General features: G+C 74.5%; 11 protein-coding genes. 8 read left to right on the forward strand and 3 right to left on the reverse strand.

All coding sequences use genetic code 11. The annotated features are described in order from the left end of the window. The first annotated feature begins 132 nt into the window (after positions 1 to 132). Positions 133 to 1,398, forward strand: a complete 1,266-nt coding sequence (locus ACK8HX_RS13040) for a glycoside hydrolase family 6 protein (protein WP_411941140.1) — start codon at positions 133 to 135, stop codon at positions 1,396 to 1,398. Positions 1,399 to 1,475: 77 nt separating this feature from the next. Further along, positions 1,476 to 2,402, forward strand: coding sequence for a COX15/CtaA family protein (locus tag ACK8HX_RS13045; protein WP_411941141.1), 927 nt, complete (start codon positions 1,476 to 1,478; stop codon positions 2,400 to 2,402). 6 nt (positions 2,403 to 2,408) lie between these two features. Here ACK8HX_RS13045 and ACK8HX_RS13050 read toward each other — a convergent pair whose 3' ends face one another. The 3 genes from ACK8HX_RS13050 to ACK8HX_RS13060 all read right to left on the reverse strand — a co-directional run bounded on the left by ACK8HX_RS13050 (position 2,409) and on the right by ACK8HX_RS13060 (position 6,718). Beyond that, positions 2,409 to 5,264, reverse strand: coding sequence for a helix-turn-helix transcriptional regulator (locus ACK8HX_RS13050; RefSeq protein ID WP_411941142.1), 2,856 nt, complete (start codon positions 5,262 to 5,264; stop codon positions 2,409 to 2,411). A 38-nt stretch (positions 5,265 to 5,302) separates the two neighbouring features. Then, positions 5,303 to 5,527, reverse strand: coding sequence for a hypothetical protein (locus tag ACK8HX_RS13055; protein ID WP_411941143.1), 225 nt, complete (start codon positions 5,525 to 5,527; stop codon positions 5,303 to 5,305). A 261-nt stretch (positions 5,528 to 5,788) separates the two neighbouring features. Further along, positions 5,789 to 6,718, reverse strand: a complete 930-nt coding sequence (locus ACK8HX_RS13060; protein ID WP_411941256.1) for a heme o synthase — start codon at positions 6,716 to 6,718, stop codon at positions 5,789 to 5,791. 158 nt (positions 6,719 to 6,876) lie between these two features. On the opposite strand from ACK8HX_RS13060, the gene tkt reads away from it, so the two are divergent. From tkt to pgl, 6 genes are read left to right on the forward strand one after another with little or no spacing between them, the layout of a single operon-like run. Further along, positions 6,877 to 9,162: a transketolase gene (gene tkt / locus ACK8HX_RS13065; protein WP_411941144.1), complete on the forward strand. Its 2,286-nt coding sequence runs from the start codon at positions 6,877 to 6,879 to the stop codon at positions 9,160 to 9,162. A 7-nt stretch (positions 9,163 to 9,169) separates the two neighbouring features. Further along, positions 9,170 to 10,282, forward strand: coding sequence for a transaldolase (tal, locus tag ACK8HX_RS13070; protein ID WP_411941145.1), 1,113 nt, complete (start codon positions 9,170 to 9,172; stop codon positions 10,280 to 10,282). Next, the gene (locus ACK8HX_RS13075) at positions 10,279 to 11,907 is read left to right on the forward strand and encodes a glucose-6-phosphate isomerase (protein WP_411941146.1); all 1,629 of its coding nucleotides are present in this window, start codon (positions 10,279 to 10,281) and stop codon (positions 11,905 to 11,907) included. The genes tal and ACK8HX_RS13075 overlap by 4 nt, the downstream gene beginning before the upstream one ends. Continuing rightward, on the forward strand, positions 11,904 to 13,448 hold the full coding sequence (zwf, locus tag ACK8HX_RS13080) for a glucose-6-phosphate dehydrogenase (RefSeq protein WP_411941147.1): 1,545 nt from the start codon (positions 11,904 to 11,906) through the stop codon (positions 13,446 to 13,448). The genes ACK8HX_RS13075 and zwf overlap by 4 nt, the downstream gene beginning before the upstream one ends. Further along, positions 13,445 to 14,590 (forward strand): glucose-6-phosphate dehydrogenase assembly protein OpcA, encoded by a 1,146-nt coding sequence (opcA, locus tag ACK8HX_RS13085; protein ID WP_411941148.1) that lies wholly within the window; start codon positions 13,445 to 13,447, stop codon positions 14,588 to 14,590. The genes zwf and opcA overlap by 4 nt, the downstream gene beginning before the upstream one ends. Beyond that, complete coding sequence (gene pgl, locus ACK8HX_RS13090) at positions 14,587 to 15,333, forward strand: 6-phosphogluconolactonase (protein WP_411941149.1); 747 nt, start codon at positions 14,587 to 14,589, stop codon at positions 15,331 to 15,333. Before opcA ends, pgl begins: the two co-directional genes overlap by 4 nt.

Consider the following 15,333-nt stretch of genomic DNA (forward strand, 5'->3'; position numbering starts at 1 on the left):
GTCAGGAAGCGGCCGAACCGGGGGCGGCGACCCGGGCCCGTCCTCCACGCTGGTCAGGCGCCGACCGCGGCCCCGGCCGCTCCGTCCGGAGGCGCACCACGGGCAGGGGGGCAGACCCGTAGAGGACCCATCGTGCGCGCACCGCTCGTCCTGCGGCGACACCTCGTCGCCGTCGCGACCGCCTGCGTCGCCGTGGCCACGGCCGGTGTCGTCGCCGAGTCGGTGGGCGCACCGGTGGCGGCGGCCCAGCCGGCGAACGGGGTGACGAACGTGGTCGCCCCCGGGACGCCGCTGTGGGTCAACCCGGACGGCACGACGCACTCGGCCGCCGCGGGGCTCACCGGGCAGGCGCGCGAGGACGCCCTCGCCCTCGCCGCCCTCCCCGCAGCGACCTGGTTCACCGGCGGTACCCCGGCCCGGGTCCGGGCCGACGTCACCGAGGTGGTGACGGCGGCGAAGGCCGACGGTGCCGTCCCCGTCCTCGTCGCCTACAACCTCCCGCTGCGCGACTGCGGGGCGTACTCCGCCGGCGGGGCCCGCACGACCGACGAGTACCTCGCCTGGGTCGCGGCGTTCGCCAAGGGGATCGGGCGCAACCCGGCCATCGTCATCCTGGAGCCCGACGGCCTCGGCGTCGTCCCCTGGTTCACCTCGGTCACCGGTGACCAGAGCCGGTGCCGCCCTGCGGGGATCGACCCCGGGACGGCCGCGGCGGAGCGGTTCAGGGCGCTCAGCAAGGCGGTGTCGATCCTCGACCTGCAGGGGACCTCGGTCTACCTCGACGGCACGCACTCCGGGTGGCTCTCGGTCGGTGACGTGGCCGACCGCCTCGTCCGCGCGAACGTCGGTGGGGCCGACGGGTTCTTCCTCAACGTGTCGAACGTCGAGACCACCGAGCGGCAGCTGCGGTTCGGGCGCTGGGTCTCCGAGTGCGTCGACCTCGTGCGGCGCGCGGGCCTGCGCGCGGCGGACTGCCCGAGCCAGTACCACCCGGCCGACCCCGCGGACGAGTCGACCTGGCAGCGCACCGACGACGCCTTCGCGGCGCTGTACGCCGCGCGCGGCCTGGCGCCCGAGGCGTCGCGGATGCCGCACTTCGTCGTCGACACCAGCCGCAACGGCGTCGGCCCGTGGGTCCCGGAGGCCTCCTACCCGCAGCCGGAGACCTGGTGCAACCCGCTCGACCGGGGGCTGGGTGCCCGGCCGACGACGGTCACCGGCGACCCACTGGCCGACGCCTTGCTCTGGGTCAAGGTGCCCGGGGAGTCCGACGGCGAGTGCCACCGCGGCACCGCCGGTCCCGAGGACCCCGCCCGGGGTGTCGTCGACCCGCCGGCGGGCGCCTGGTTCCCGGACCTGGCCCGCGAGCTCGTCGCGAACGCCACGCCCGCCCTCTGAGGGCGCCGCGTCCGGCCCCCGCTCCCCCGTCCGGGCCGACGACGGGGCGGCCTGCGACGCGCCGTAGTCTGGTCGCCGTGACGAGCACGCGCACCACGCCCGCCCGGATCGCAGGCCGCGCCGGGGCCTCCTCGCACTGGCTCGCCCCCATCCTCCTGGCCAACCTCGTCGCCGAGGTCGGCATCGTCGTCACCGGCGGGCTCGTGCGGGTCACCGGCAGCGGCCTGGGGTGCCCCACCTGGCCCGAGTGCGTCGAGGGCTCGATCACCCCGACGGTCGAGCAGGAGGAGGGGATCCACAAGTACATCGAGTTCGGCAACCGCACCCTGACCGGCGTCCTCGGCATCCTCGCCCTCGCCACAGTCGTCGCCGTCCTGCTGTGGGCGGCCCGGCGGCCGATGAAGCTGGCGGCGGTCGCCGTGCTCGGCGGGGTCGTCCTCCAGGCCGTCCTCGGGGGGATCACGGTGCTCGCGGGACTCCATCCCGCCACGGTGGCCGCCCACTTCCTCGTGTCGATGGTCCTCGTCGCCGCCTCCGCCTACCTCTGGTTCGCCCGCGACGAGGAGGACGCGCCACGCCGCGTGCTCGTGCCCCCGCTCGTCGTGCGCCTCGCGTGGGCCACGACGGCCGCCGGGGCGGTCGTCCTCCTCCTCGGGACCATCGTCACCGGGTCCGGGCCGCACTCCGGCGACGCCGACGACCCGGCCCGCTTCGGGTTCGACGCCCGCACCGTCTCGTGGCTGCACGCCGACGTCGTCATGCTCTTCCTCGGGCTCGTCGTCGCGACCTGGCTCGCCGCCCGGCTCACCGCCGGTGACGACGCCCGCCCGGGCCGGGGCTGGCTCGCGGTGCTCGTCGTCACCGTCGCGCAGGGCGGCATCGGGTACGTCCAGTACTTCACCGGGCTGCCGGAGGCGCTCGTCGTCGCGCACATGCTCGGCGCGACGCTCCTCGTCGTGGCACTCACCCACGGCCTGCTCTCGCTGCGCGAACGCCGCGCCTGAGCGCGTTCAGCCGCCGAGGAGCCCCTCGGCGCGGGCGAGCGCGACGGCCTCGCCGCGTGAGGACGCCCCGAGCTTGGCGAGGATGTTGGACACGTGGACGCTCGCCGTCTTCGTGCTGATGAAGAGGGCGCGGCCGATCTCGCCGTTGGAGCGCCCCTCGGCGAGGAGCGCCAGGACCTCGGACTCACGGGCGGTCAGCCCCGTGGCGGCCGGACGGGTGGCGACGCGGTCGAGGGCGTCGAGGAGCGGGCGGGCGCCGAGGCCGCGGGCCAGGGAGCGCGCGCGGTCCGCGACGGCGGCGGCCTCGGGGTCGCCCGGCGCGGCGAGGACCTCGGCGAGGCGGAGCAGCGAGCGGGCCAGCTCGTAGGGCTCCGCGCGCTCCTCGAACATCGACACCGTCCGGCGCCAGGCGTCGACGAGGTCGTCGAGCGCGACGTCCTCCCCGCAGGCCCAGCGCACCCGCAGCCACTCGGCGCGCGCCCGCTGCTCCCAGGCCCGCCCCTCGAGGGTGGGCGCGGGGAGGGCGGAGCCGGGTCCCCAGACCGCGGCCGCGGCGTCCCGCAGGCTCGCGGCGCGCTCGAGGAGGGCTGCCCGGCGGGCCGCGGGGGCGCTGCGCAGCGCGGTCGCGAGGTGCCCGAGGGCGACGGCGGCGAGACGCACCTCGGCGGCGACGCGCTCGAACCCCCACAGCTCGCGAAGGAACGCGACGAGCTCGTCGTGGAGGGCGAGCATCGCGTCGAGGTCGCCGTCGCGGCCGAGCACCTCGAACGCGGCCGACCCGGCCTGCACGGCGATGCGGCCGTCCTCGCCCCACCACGGCCGGGAGGCGCCCAGCAGCTCGTCGGCGGAGACGACTCCCCGAGCCGCGCGCACGTAGGCGGCGGCCGCGTCGATGCCGGCCAGCGCGGACGACGGCAGCCCGGCCCCGGCGGCCTCGTCGGCGAGGCGGAGGGCGAGGTCCCAGTCGCCCATCTCGTAGGCCGTGGTGACGGCGAACGCCCGGGCGTCGCTCCCCCACACCGATGAGCCGAGGCCGACCCGGCGCGCCTCGGCCCACGTGCGCTCGAACCCGGCGAGCGCCTTGTCGTACTCGCCCTGGCGGTAGTGGACCCCGGCGAGCACGTGCATGGCGCGCAGGAGGGCGAGGTCGGGGACGTCGCGCCACTCGGCGACGGCGCCCTCGAGCCGGCGGATCGACTCCCCCGGGTCGCCGGCGACCTCGCTGAGCCGGGCGAGGATGGAGGACAGGTCGGTGCGGTCGACCCACAGGTCGTGCTCGACCGCGAGGGCCATCGCCTCGTCGGCGACCTCGACGGCCTCCGCGGTGGCGCCGGCGTCCATGAGGGCCTCGGCCCGGCGGGTCAGGACCGAGACGCGGAGCCCGACCGGCGCGTCGTCATCGAGGAGGTCGAGGGCCTCGGCGGTGACGGCGAGGCGGTCGACGCGCTCCTCGGTCATCCGGGCGGCGAAGGCGAGCGCGGCGAGGAGGGCGGCGCGCTCCAGCGGGGTCGGGAGGTCGGTGCCGAGCCGGGCCCGCAGCAGCGCCCCGGCCCGCATCGGGCGTCCGGCGGCGTTGGCGGCGGAGGCGGCGCGCAGGGTGAGGTCGTGCCCCTCGGCGCCGTCCGGCGGGAGGAGGGCGAGCGCCGACTCGTAGTGGGCCAGGGCCTCGGCGGGGCCGCCCATGCGACGTGCGCTGTCGCCGGCGCGGACGGCGGCCGTGAGGGCGAGCTCGCGGTCGCCGGAGGCGAGGGCGTGGCGGGCGAGGTCGGCCTCGGTCCCGAGGGACGGATCCTCCACCAGGGCCTCGGCGCAGGCCCGGTGCAGCTGGAGGCGCTCGTGCGGCAGGAGGTCGTCGAGGACGGCCTCGGCGAGGAGGGCGTGCCGGAACTCGTACCCGCGGTCGCCCCACGGTTCGAGGACGTGGTGCTCGACGGCCGCGCGCAGCGACGCCCGCAGGACCCCGGGGTCGACCCCCGCGACCCGTTCGAGGAGGACGTGCGGCACCCGCCGGCCGATGACCGCACCGACCCGGACCACGCCCTGGGCGGCGTCGTCGAGCTGGTCGACGCGGGTGAGGAGGAGTCGCTGGAGGTCCTCGGCGTCGCCGGTGCCGGACCGGGTGGCGGCGGCGAGCTCCTCGGCGAAGAAGGCGTTGCCCTCGGCCCGGCGGACGAGGTCGTCGACCACGCGTGGGGCGAGGGCCTCTCCCCCGCGGCCGACGATGCGACGCACGGCGGCGTCCGGCAGCGGGCCGAGGTCGACGCGGGTCAGGCCGGGCAGCCGCGACCACACGGCGAGGGCGGCCGACAAGGGGTGGCGGCGGTGGACGTCGTCGGAGCGGTAGGTGGCGAGCAGCCCGACGCCCTCGGGCCCGCCGCGGGTGAACAACAGGGTGAGCAGCTCGCGGGTGGACTCGTCGGCCCAGTGGACGTCCTCGACGACGAGGAGGACGGGGCCGCGGCGCCCGAGGTCGCTGAGGGCGCCGTGCACGGCCTCGACGAGGTCGGCCCGGACGGCGTCGCCCCGGGCGCCGGCGGCCAGCCGGGGCACGAGGGGCACCAGGCCCGGGTGGACCTCGACGAGGTCGTCCACGACGTCGCGCTCGCGCGCGTCGAGCCCGGCGAACACCTCGACGAAGGGCAGGTACGGCAGGCTCGTGCCGACCTCGCCGACGCAGTGGCCGACGAGGACGCGGCGGTCCCCGGCGAGGGAGACCAGCCGGCCGACGAGGGCGGTCTTGCCGATCCCGGCATCGCCGCCGAGCAGGACCGCGCCGCCCTCGCCGTCGGTGCCGAGCGCTGCTCTGACGCGCTCGACCTCCTCGTCGCGACCGACGAGCTCGATGACGGGACGGGGCGGCACGGCCCCGATCATGGCACCCGCCACCGACGCGACGGCGGTCACGGGTGGCGGGGGCGGCGCGTCGCGAGGGCGCGGGGGGCGCGGCGCGTCGGCGACCCACCGGTGCGTCCGCCGACGAGACGGGCGACGAAGCCGGCCAGCGGGTGGACGGTGACCGGCGCCGGCAGGGTCGCGGGGTCGCGACCGTCGCGGGTGACGCCGGCGAGCTCGAGGCGTCGCTCGACCTCGGCCTTGATGAACAGCGGGTCCGCGTGGATGCTCACGGTTCTCTCCTTCTCGGTGGCCCCCGGGCTGCTCCCGACGACTGCATCCACCGTCGCTCCCTGAGGTGGCCCCGCACATCGGGCGCCTGCCGTATCTCCACCCCCGGGCGCTCGCCTGAGGTACCTCAGCCTCCCGGGCCTCCGACTCGCCTGACTCGCGACCTACCGCCTGGTCGGTGTCGTGATCGCGACGCTGACCAGGCGGTAGGTCGCGGGGTGGAGCCGGTCACAGGGAGCACCTCGGCATCCGCGGCCGGGCCGTCAGCGCAGGGGCAGGTGCAGCAACGGGTCGACGGCGACCGCGAGGAAGACCACCGTGACGTAGGTGATCGAGTAGTGGAAGAGGCGCATCGGCTTCAGGGCCGGGCCGGTGACGCCGCGACCGGCAGCGCGCAGCAGGCGGTGCGCCTCGGCGACGAAGACGACGCCCGCGAGCGCTGCCGTCACCGTGTAGACCCACCCCATCGCGGCGACCGGCACGAGGACGAGCGACGTCGCCACCATGACCCATGAGTAGAGGACGATCTGCCGGCCGACGGCCACCGGACCCTGCTGCACGGGCAGCATCGGCACGCCGGCCGCGGAGTAGTCGTCGCGGAACGCCATCGACAAGGGCCAGTAGTGCGGCGGCGTCCAGAAGAAGATGACGAGGAAGAGCACGACCGCGGCCCAGCCGACGGTGCCCGTGACGGCCGACCACCCGATGAGGGTCGGCATGCAGCCGGCCACCCCGCCCCAGACGATGTTCTGCGACGTGCGGCGCTTGAGGAGCACCGTGTAGCCCACGGCGTAGAGCGCGATGGCCGCCAGCGACAGCACGGCCGACAGGACGTTGACGACGAGGGCGAACCACACCGTCGAGACGACCGTGAGGGCGGCGCCGAAGAGGAGGCCGTCACGCGGGCTGATCTCGCCGGTGACCATCGGCCGCCCGCTCGTCCGGTGCATGAGCCGGTCGATGTCGCGGTCGTAGACGGAGTTGAAGGTGTTGGCGGCTCCGGCGCTCAGCGTGCCACCGACGAGGGTCGCGAGAACGAGCCAGAGAGAAGGGACTCCGCGCTCGGCGAGGAACATCACCGGCACGGTCGTGACGAGCAGCAGCTCGATGATCCGCGGCTTCGTGAGGGCCACGTACGCGGCCACCCGGCTGCGTCGCCGACGACCGGTGACCGAGGTCGTGTCGGTCGTCATCGAGGTGGTGGCCACGTCGTCCTTCGGGTCGGCCGGGAGGGTGCCCGGCGATTCTAGCCTCCGGCCGCTGGGCGGCCCCAACCGCCGGGTCGCGCGGCAGACTAGGGTTGGCGGCGGACCGTTCCCGTGGCGTGCACGACCCTGGAGGAGACGCACCAGTGAGCCCGAAGACCACCACCGCCCGCACCACGAAGCCGGCCCCGGGACGCAGTCCCGACCTGGCCCGCCCGAAGGCGCGGAAGGCCGGCTGGACCGACCTCGACGTCAGGGCCGTCGACACCGTCCGCGTCCTCGCCGCCGACGCCGTCCAGAGGACGGGCAACGGCCACCCGGGCACCGCGATGAGCCTCGCGCCGGTGGCGTACCTGCTCTACCAGAACGTCATGACCCACGACCCGTCCGACCCGGCGTGGCTCGGCCGCGACCGCTTCGTCCTCTCCTGCGGCCACTCCTCGCTGACCCAGTACATCCAGCTGTACCTGTCCGGCTACGGACTCGAGCTCGCCGACCTCAAGGCCCTGCGCACGTGGGGCTCACTGACCCCGGGCCACCCGGAGGTCCACCACACCAAGGGCGTCGAGATCACCACCGGCCCGCTCGGCTCCGGCCTCGCGTCGGCCGTCGGGATGGCGATGGCGCAGCGTCGCCAGCGCGGCCTCCTCGACCCCGACGCGAAGGCTGGCGAGTCGCCGTTCGACCACCACGTCTGGGTGCTCGCGTCCGACGGTGACCTCCAGGAGGGCGTGGCCTCCGAGGCCTCCTCGCTCGCCGGCCACCAGGAGCTCGGCAACCTCACCGTCGTCTACGACGCGAACCAGATCTCGATCGAGGACGACACCGACATCGCGTTCAGCGAGGACGTCGCGGCCCGGTACGCCGCGTACGGCTGGGAGGTCGTCGACGTCGACTGGCGCCGGTCCGACTCCCCCGCAGGCACGCCCGACTACGTCGAGGACGTCGACGCGCTCCTCACCGCGCTCGAGAGGAGCAAGAGGTCCAAGCGGCCCACGCTGGTCCGGCTGCACACCGTCATCGCCTGGCCCGCCCCGAACGCCCGCGGCACCGGGAAGTCGCACGGGTCGGCCCTCGGCGAGGCCGAGATCGCGGCCACCAAGGAGCTGCTCGGCTTCGACCCGAGGAAGACCTTCGAGGTCGACCGCGCCGTCCTCGCGCACGCCCGACAGGTCGTCAAGCGCGGCAAGGCCGCCCACAAGGCCTGGGACAAGGGCTACGCAGCCTGGCGGAAGAGGAACGGCGAGGCCGCCTCCCTCCTCGACCGCCTCGTGTCCGGCAAGCTCCCCGACGGGTTCGAGAAGGCGCTGCCGACGTTCGAGGCCGACGCCAAGGGCATCGCCACCCGCGCCGCCTCGGGCAAGGTCCTCGACGCCCTCGCGCCGGTCCTGCCCGAGCTCTGGGGCGGGTCGGCCGACCTCGCCGAGTCGAACAACACGACGATGGCGGGCGAGCCGTCGTTCGTCCCCCGGGGCAAGCAGACCCACGAGTGGAAGGGCGGCCCCTACGGCCGCACCCTGCACTTCGGCATCCGCGAGAACGGGATGGGCATGATCCTCAACGGGATCGCGCTCGAGGGGCTCACCCGCCCCTACGGCGGCACCTTCCTCGTCTTCTCCGACTACATGCGTCCCGCCGTTCGGCTGGCGGCGATCCAGCAGGTGCCGGTCACCTTCGTGTGGACCCACGACTCCATCGGCCTCGGTGAGGACGGCCCGACGCACCAGCCGATCGAGCACCTCGCCGCGCTGCGCGCCATGCCCGGGCTGTCCGTCGTGCGACCGTCAGACGCCAACGAGACCGCGCAGGCGTGGGCGGAGGTCCTGCGCCGTGGCCGTCCGGCGGGGCTCGCGCTCTCGCGCCAGCCGCTCCCCACGGTCGACCGCACGGAGCACGCCAAGGCCACCGGTGTCGCCAAGGGCGCCTACGTCCTCGTCGACACCTCCAAGGGCGGCGACCCCGACGTCATCGTCATCGCCACCGGGTCCGAGGTGTCCCTCGCGCTCGAGGCGCGCGTGCGGCTCGAGAAGTCGGGTATCGGGACCCGCGTGGTGTCGATGCCGTGCCGGGAATGGTTCGAGGACCAGCCGCGCTCCTACCAGGACAAGGTCCTGCCGCCCTCCGTCCGCGCGCGCGTCAGCGTGGAGGCGGGAGTGGCGATGGGGTGGCACGACCTCGTCGGTGACTCCGGTCGGTGCGTCAGCATCGAGCACTTCGGCGCATCCGCCGACGCGGCAACCCTGTTCCGCGAGTTCGGGTTCACGCCCGAGGCCGTCGTCAAGGCGGCGAAGGACTCGCTGGCTGCCGCCAGGAAGGCGGGCCGGGTTCCCGCGGTGAACGACACCGCACCCCGCGCCCGCAAGGACACGGGTACCGACGTCGGGACGACCAAGGCGCCGAGCCGCAAGAGTGCGGCCTCGGCGAGGAAGTGAGCAACCGATGACCAGCACCGCCCTGAAGGACCTCGCCGCCAACGGCGTCTCCGTGTGGCTCGACGACCTGTCGCGCGAGCGGCTGCGCTCGGGGAACCTCCAGCACCTCATCGACGACAAGGGGGTCGTCGGCGTCACGACCAACCCGTCGATCTTCCAGGCCGCGCTCGCCGAGGGCGACGCCTACGACGAGCAGCTGCGGGAGCTCGCCGACGCCGGGACGACCCTCGAGGAGACCGTGTTCACGCTGACGACGCGCGACGTCCGCGACGCCTGCGACGTCTTCCTCCCGGTCCACGAGGCCACGGGCGGCCGGGACGGCCGGGTGTCGATCGAGGTCGACCCGCGCCTCGCGCACGACACGGCCAAGACCGTCGCGGAGGCGAAGGCCCTTGCGGCAGAGGTCGACCGGCCCAACGTCCTCATCAAGATCCCCGCGACCGTCGAGGGCCTCCCGGCCATCAGCCAGGTCCTCGCCGAGGGGATCTCGGTCAACGTCACGCTGATCTTCAGCCTCGACCGGTACCGCGCGGTGATGAACGCCTTCCTCACGGGCCTGGAGCAGGCGCGCGAGAACGGCAAGGACCTCTCGCTCATCCGCTCGGTCGCGTCGTTCTTCGTGTCGCGGGTCGACACCGAGATCGACAAGCGGCTCGACGCCCTCGGCACCGACGAGGCGAAGGCGCTGCGCGGCAAGGCCGGCGTCGCCAACGCCCGGCTCGCCTACCAGGCCTTCGAGGAGGTCTTCTCGACTCCGCGCTGGGCCTCGCTCGCCGACGCCGGGGCACACCCGCAGCGGCCGCTGTGGGCGTCGACCGGCGTCAAGGACCCCGCGTACCCGGACACGCTGTACGTCACCGAGCTCGTCGCCCCGGACACCGTCAACACGATGCCGGAGAAGACCCTCGACGCCACGGCCGACCACGGAGAGATCACGGGCGACACCATCACGCCCTACTACGCGGAGGCCACCGAGGTCCTCGACAGCCTCGAGCGGCTCGGCATCTCCTACGCCGAGGTCACCGCCCTCCTCGAGAGGGAAGGCGTCGACAAGTTCGAGAAGTCGTGGGAGGAGCTCCTCGCGGGTGTGTCCCGCGAGCTCGAGAAGGCCTCGGCATGAGCACTCTCGACGTTGCCGCGACCGGGGCCGCGGCGGACGCCGTCGCGGCCCACGTACCGACCCTCGTCGCCGACCGCGTCGCGAGCCGGCTCTTCGCGCAGGACCACACCCTCTGGGGAGAGGCCGCGGAGGAAGAGTCGGCGAAGCGCCTGTCGTGGACCGGGCTCGCCCGATCCTCGCGTCACCTCGTCGGTGAGATCGAGGCCCTCAAGGGCGAGCTCGACGCCATCGGCTACGACCGGGTCGTCCTCTGCGGGATGGGCGGATCGTCGCTGGCGCCGGAGGTCATCTGCGCGACGGCCGGGGTGCCGATCGTCGTCCTCGACTCCTCCGACCCCGATGTCGTCCGCGGTGCCCTGACCGACCTCGACCGCACCGTCGTCGTCGTGTCGAGCAAGTCGGGCTCCACGGTGGAGACCGACAGCCAGCGCCGGGCCTTCGTGGCGGCGTTCACCGAGGCCGGCATCGACGCCACGGCCCGCCTCGTCGTCGTCACCGACCCGGGCAGCCCCCTCGACCGCGACGCCCGCGCGGGCGGGTTCCGGGTCGTCAACGCCGACCCCGACGTCGGTGGCCGGTACTCGGCGCTCACCGCCTTCGGCCTGGTCCCCAGCGGGCTCGCGGGCGTCGACGTCGAGGCCCTGCTCGACGACGCAGACGCGGTCGCGGACCTCCTCGGGGCGGACGACGACGCGAACCCAGCGCTGCGCCTCGGCGCGGCGATGGGCGGCACGTCACCGTTGCGCGACAAGCTCGTCCTCGTCGACGCCGGCACGGAGAACGTCGGGTTCGGCGCCTGGGCCGAGCAGCTCATCGCCGAGTCGACCGGCAAGGACGGCACCGGCATCCTCCCCGTCGTCGCCATCGGCGAGGAGCCGGCCGACCTCTACGACGACGGCACCGTCGTGCGGCTCGTCGCGACCGACGACGAGGGGGACGACGACGCCGGGCGCGCCACGGCCGCCTCCCTCGTCACGGTGGCCGGCCCGCTGGGCGCGCAGTTCCTCCTCTGGGAGGCCGCGACCGCCGTGGCCGGGCGCCTGCTCGGCATCAACCCGTTCGACCAGCCCGACGTCGAGAGCGCCAAGGCCGCGGCCCGCGAGCTGCTCGACGCCGGCATCGGCGCCGGTGACGCACCGGCGTTCACGGACGGTGCGGTCGAGGTGCGGGCCCTCGGCGGCGACTGGCTCGGCGACGCCACGACGGTCGACGCCGCCGTCGACGCCCTCCTCGCGCGGCTCGACCGCTCGCACGGGTACGTCGCCGTCATGGCCTACCTCGACCGCGAGTCCGACGCCGACCTCGAGCACGTCGCCCGCGACCTGTTCGACCGGACCGGTCGCCCGGCGACCTTCGGCTGGGGACCGCGGTTCCTGCACTCCACCGGCCAGTACCACAAGGGCGGCCCGGCCACGGGCGTGTACGTCCAGGTGACGACGACACCGGCGGCCGACCTCGAGGTCCCGGGGCGGGAGTTCACCTTCGGGCAGTTCATCGCCGCCCAGGCCGCCGGCGACGCGAACGTCCTCGCCGACCACGACCGCCCGGTGCTGCGCCTCCACCTGACCGACCACGACGCCGGGCTGGTGCAGGTGCGCGCCGCGCTCGGCCGGGCGACCGGGTGAGCCCGGCACGCGTCGGCGCGGGCCAGAACCCGCTGCGCGACCCGCGCGACAAGCGGCTGCCCCGGATCGCCGGGCCGTGCTCGATGGTGATGTTCGGCGTCACCGGTGACCTGGCGCGCAAGAAGCTGATGCCGGCGATCTACGACCTCGCCAACCGCGGCCTGCTGCCCCCCGGCTTCTCGCTCGTCGGGTTCGCCCGTCGCGACTGGGAGGACCAGGACTTCGGGAAGATCGTCCACGAGTCGGTCCGCGAGCGGGCGCGCACGCCGTTCCGCGAGGAGGTGTGGCGCACCCTCGCCGAAGGCATCCGGTTCGTCCCGGGCACCTTCGACGACGAGGCGGCCTTCGACCTGCTCGCCGCCACGGTGCAGCAGCTCGACGAGCAGCGCGGCACGGGTGGCAACCACGCCTTCTACCTCTCGATCCCGCCGTCGTCCTTCGCCACGGTCTGCCAGCAGCTCGAGCGGTCCGGGCTCTCCACGCCGCAGGCCGGGTCGTGGCGGCGGGTCGTCATCGAGAAGCCGTTCGGGCACGACCTCGCCTCGGCACGCGAGCTCAACGAGATCGTCGAGAAGGTCTTCCCGCAGGACGCCGTGTTCCGCATCGACCACTACCTCGGCAAGGAGACGGTGCAGAACCTCCTCGCGCTGCGGTTCGCGAACCAGATGTTCGAGCCGGTGTGGAACGCCAACTACGTCGACCACGTGCAGATCACCATGGCCGAGGACATCGGCATCGGTGGCCGCGCCGGCTACTACGACGGCATCGGGGCGGCGCGCGACGTCATCCAGAACCACCTCCTCCAGCTGCTCGCGCTCACCGCGATGGAGGAGCCGGTCTCCTTCGACGCCCAGGGGCTGCGCTTCGAGAAGGAGAAGGTGCTCTCGGCCGTCCGGCTGCCCGACGACCTCGCGCGCGGCACCGCACGCGGGCAGTACGCCGGCGGCTGGCAGGGCGGTGAGGAGGTCGTCGGCTACCTCGACGAGGACGGCGTCGCCAGGGGCAGCTCGACCGAGACCTACGCGGCGCTGCGCCTCGACATCGACACCCGCCGCTGGGCGGGGGTCCCCTTCTACCTGCGCACCGGGAAGCGGCTCGGGAAGCGGGTCACCGAGATCGCGGTCGTCTTCAAGCAGGCGCCGCACCTGCCGTTCACGCACACGGCCACCGAGGAGCTCGGCCAGAACGCCGTCGTCATCAGGGTCCAGCCGGACGAGGGTGTCACGCTGCGGTTCGGTGCCAAGGTGCCCGGGGCGCAGATGGAGGTCCGCGACGTCACGATGGACTTCGGCTACGGCCGGGCCTTCACCGAGTCCTCCCCCGAGGCGTACGAGCGGCTCATGCTCGACGTGCTCCTCGGCGAGCCGCCGCTCTTCCCCCGCCACGAGGAGGTCGAGCTGTCCTGGCAGATCCTCGACCCCGTCGAGCGGTTCTGGGCGTCCAAGGGCGGCAAGCCGGAGCAGTACACGAGTGGCGGGTGGGGTCCCTCCTCGGCCGACGAGATGATGCGCCGCGACGGGCGCGAGTGGAGGTTGCCGTGATCGTCGACCTGCCGAGCACCTCGACCGCCGAGATCTCCAAGAAGCTCGTCCGGCTCCGGGCCGACACCGGCTCGATGGCGCTCTCGCGCGTCCTCACCCTCGTCGTGGTCGTCGGCGAGGACGACGCGGAGGAGGCCATCGAGACGGCCAACGACGCCAGTCGGCAGCACCCCTGCCGGATCATCGTCGTCGTCACGGGCAACCGGCGCGGCGCGGCCCGGCTCGACGGGCAGATCCGGGTGGGCGGGGACGCCGGCGCGTCCGAGGTCGTCGTCCTGCGGCTCTACGGGCCGCTCGCCGACCACGGGAGGGCCGTCGTGACCCCCCTCCTCCTCGCCGACTCCCCCATCGTCGCGTGGTGGCCGACCACGGCGCCCCGCAACCCGGCCCGCGACCCCATCGGGGTGATGGCCCAGCGCCGCGTCACCGACGCGGCCCGCAGCGCCGGCGCCCCCCGCACCGTGCTCAAGCGCTTCGGCGAGGCCTACGAGTCCGGCGACAGCGACCTCGCGTGGTCACGCATCACCCTGTGGCGGGGGCTCCTCGCGGCCGCCCTCGACCAGCCGCCGTACGAGCAGGTGAGCGCGGCGACCGTCGTCGCCGGCGGCGACTCGCCCTCGGGTGAGCTGCTCGCCGGATGGCTGGCCGTGCGCCTGAAGTGCCCCGTCTCGCTCGCACGGGCCCGCAACCGCAGCGGCATCATCTCGGTGCGGCTCGAGCGCGCGAGCGGCACCGTCGACCTGGTGCGTCCCCAGGACGGCAACACCGCGACGCTCTCGCAGCCGGGCCAGCCCGACCGCACCATCGCCCTGCCCCACCGTGGCGACGCCGAGTGCCTCGCCGACGAGCTGCGCCGCCTCGACGCCGACGAGGTCTATGCCGACGCGCTGACCCGAGGGCTGCCCAAGGTGGGCCTCTCGCGCCAGACGGCGAGCGAGGCGGTCAAGGCCGGCAAGGCGCCCTCGGTCGCGGAGGCCGAGCGAACGGCGACCCGGATCCGCCGGGCGGCCCGCGCCAGCGCGAGCAGCGCGATGGTCTCGGCGATGCCCCTGCCCCCGAAGGCCGACGACACCGCCCAGGTGAAGAAGGCCGCCACGAAGAAGCTCGCGCGGGTGCGCGCGGACCGGAAGGAGGGGTCGTGACCGACGCCCAGGTCGTGGTCCACCCCACGAAGCAGTCCCTCGCCGATGCCGCCGCGGCCCGGCTCGTCGTCGCCGTCCTCGACGCGCAGGCCGCGCGGGGTGTGGCCCACGTGAGCATGACCGGCGGCTCGATGGGGTCGGCGATCGTCCGCTCCGTGACGCAGGCCCCGGGCCGGGACGCCGTCGACTGGTCGGGGGTGCACGTGTGGTGGGGCGACGAGCGCTACCTGCCCGCCGGTGACCCCGACCGCAACGACACCCAGAACGACGAGGCGGGGCTGAGCACCCTCGGCCTCGACCCGGCGAACGTCCACCGCGTGCCCGGCCCGGACACCAGCGGCTCGCCCGAGGAGAGCGCCGCGGCCTACTCGGCCACGGTGCGCTCGGCCGGCGCCGGGGCGTTCGACGTCATGGTGCTGGGCGTGGGACCCGACGGCCACATCGCCTCGCTCTTCCCCGGCCACCCGGCCTCCGGCACCACCGACGCCATCGCGATCGCCGTCCACGACTCCCCCAAGCCGCCGCCGACGCGGGTGTCGCTCACGGTCGAGTGCCTCGAACGCTCACGCGAGGTGTGGTTCCTCGTCGCCGGTGCCGACAAGGCCGACGCCGTGCGCCGCGGGGTCGGGGGTGCGCCCTTCGAGACGACACCGGCCGCACACGTGCACGGCGAGGAGCGCACCCTCTGGCTCGTCGACGCCGCGGCAGCGAGCGCGCTGCCCGGCCGCGGGGACAGGGGCTGA

Source organism: Oryzobacter faecalis (assembly GCF_046764005.1).
Lineage (GTDB): Bacteria > Actinomycetota > Actinomycetes > Actinomycetales > Dermatophilaceae > Oryzobacter > Oryzobacter faecalis.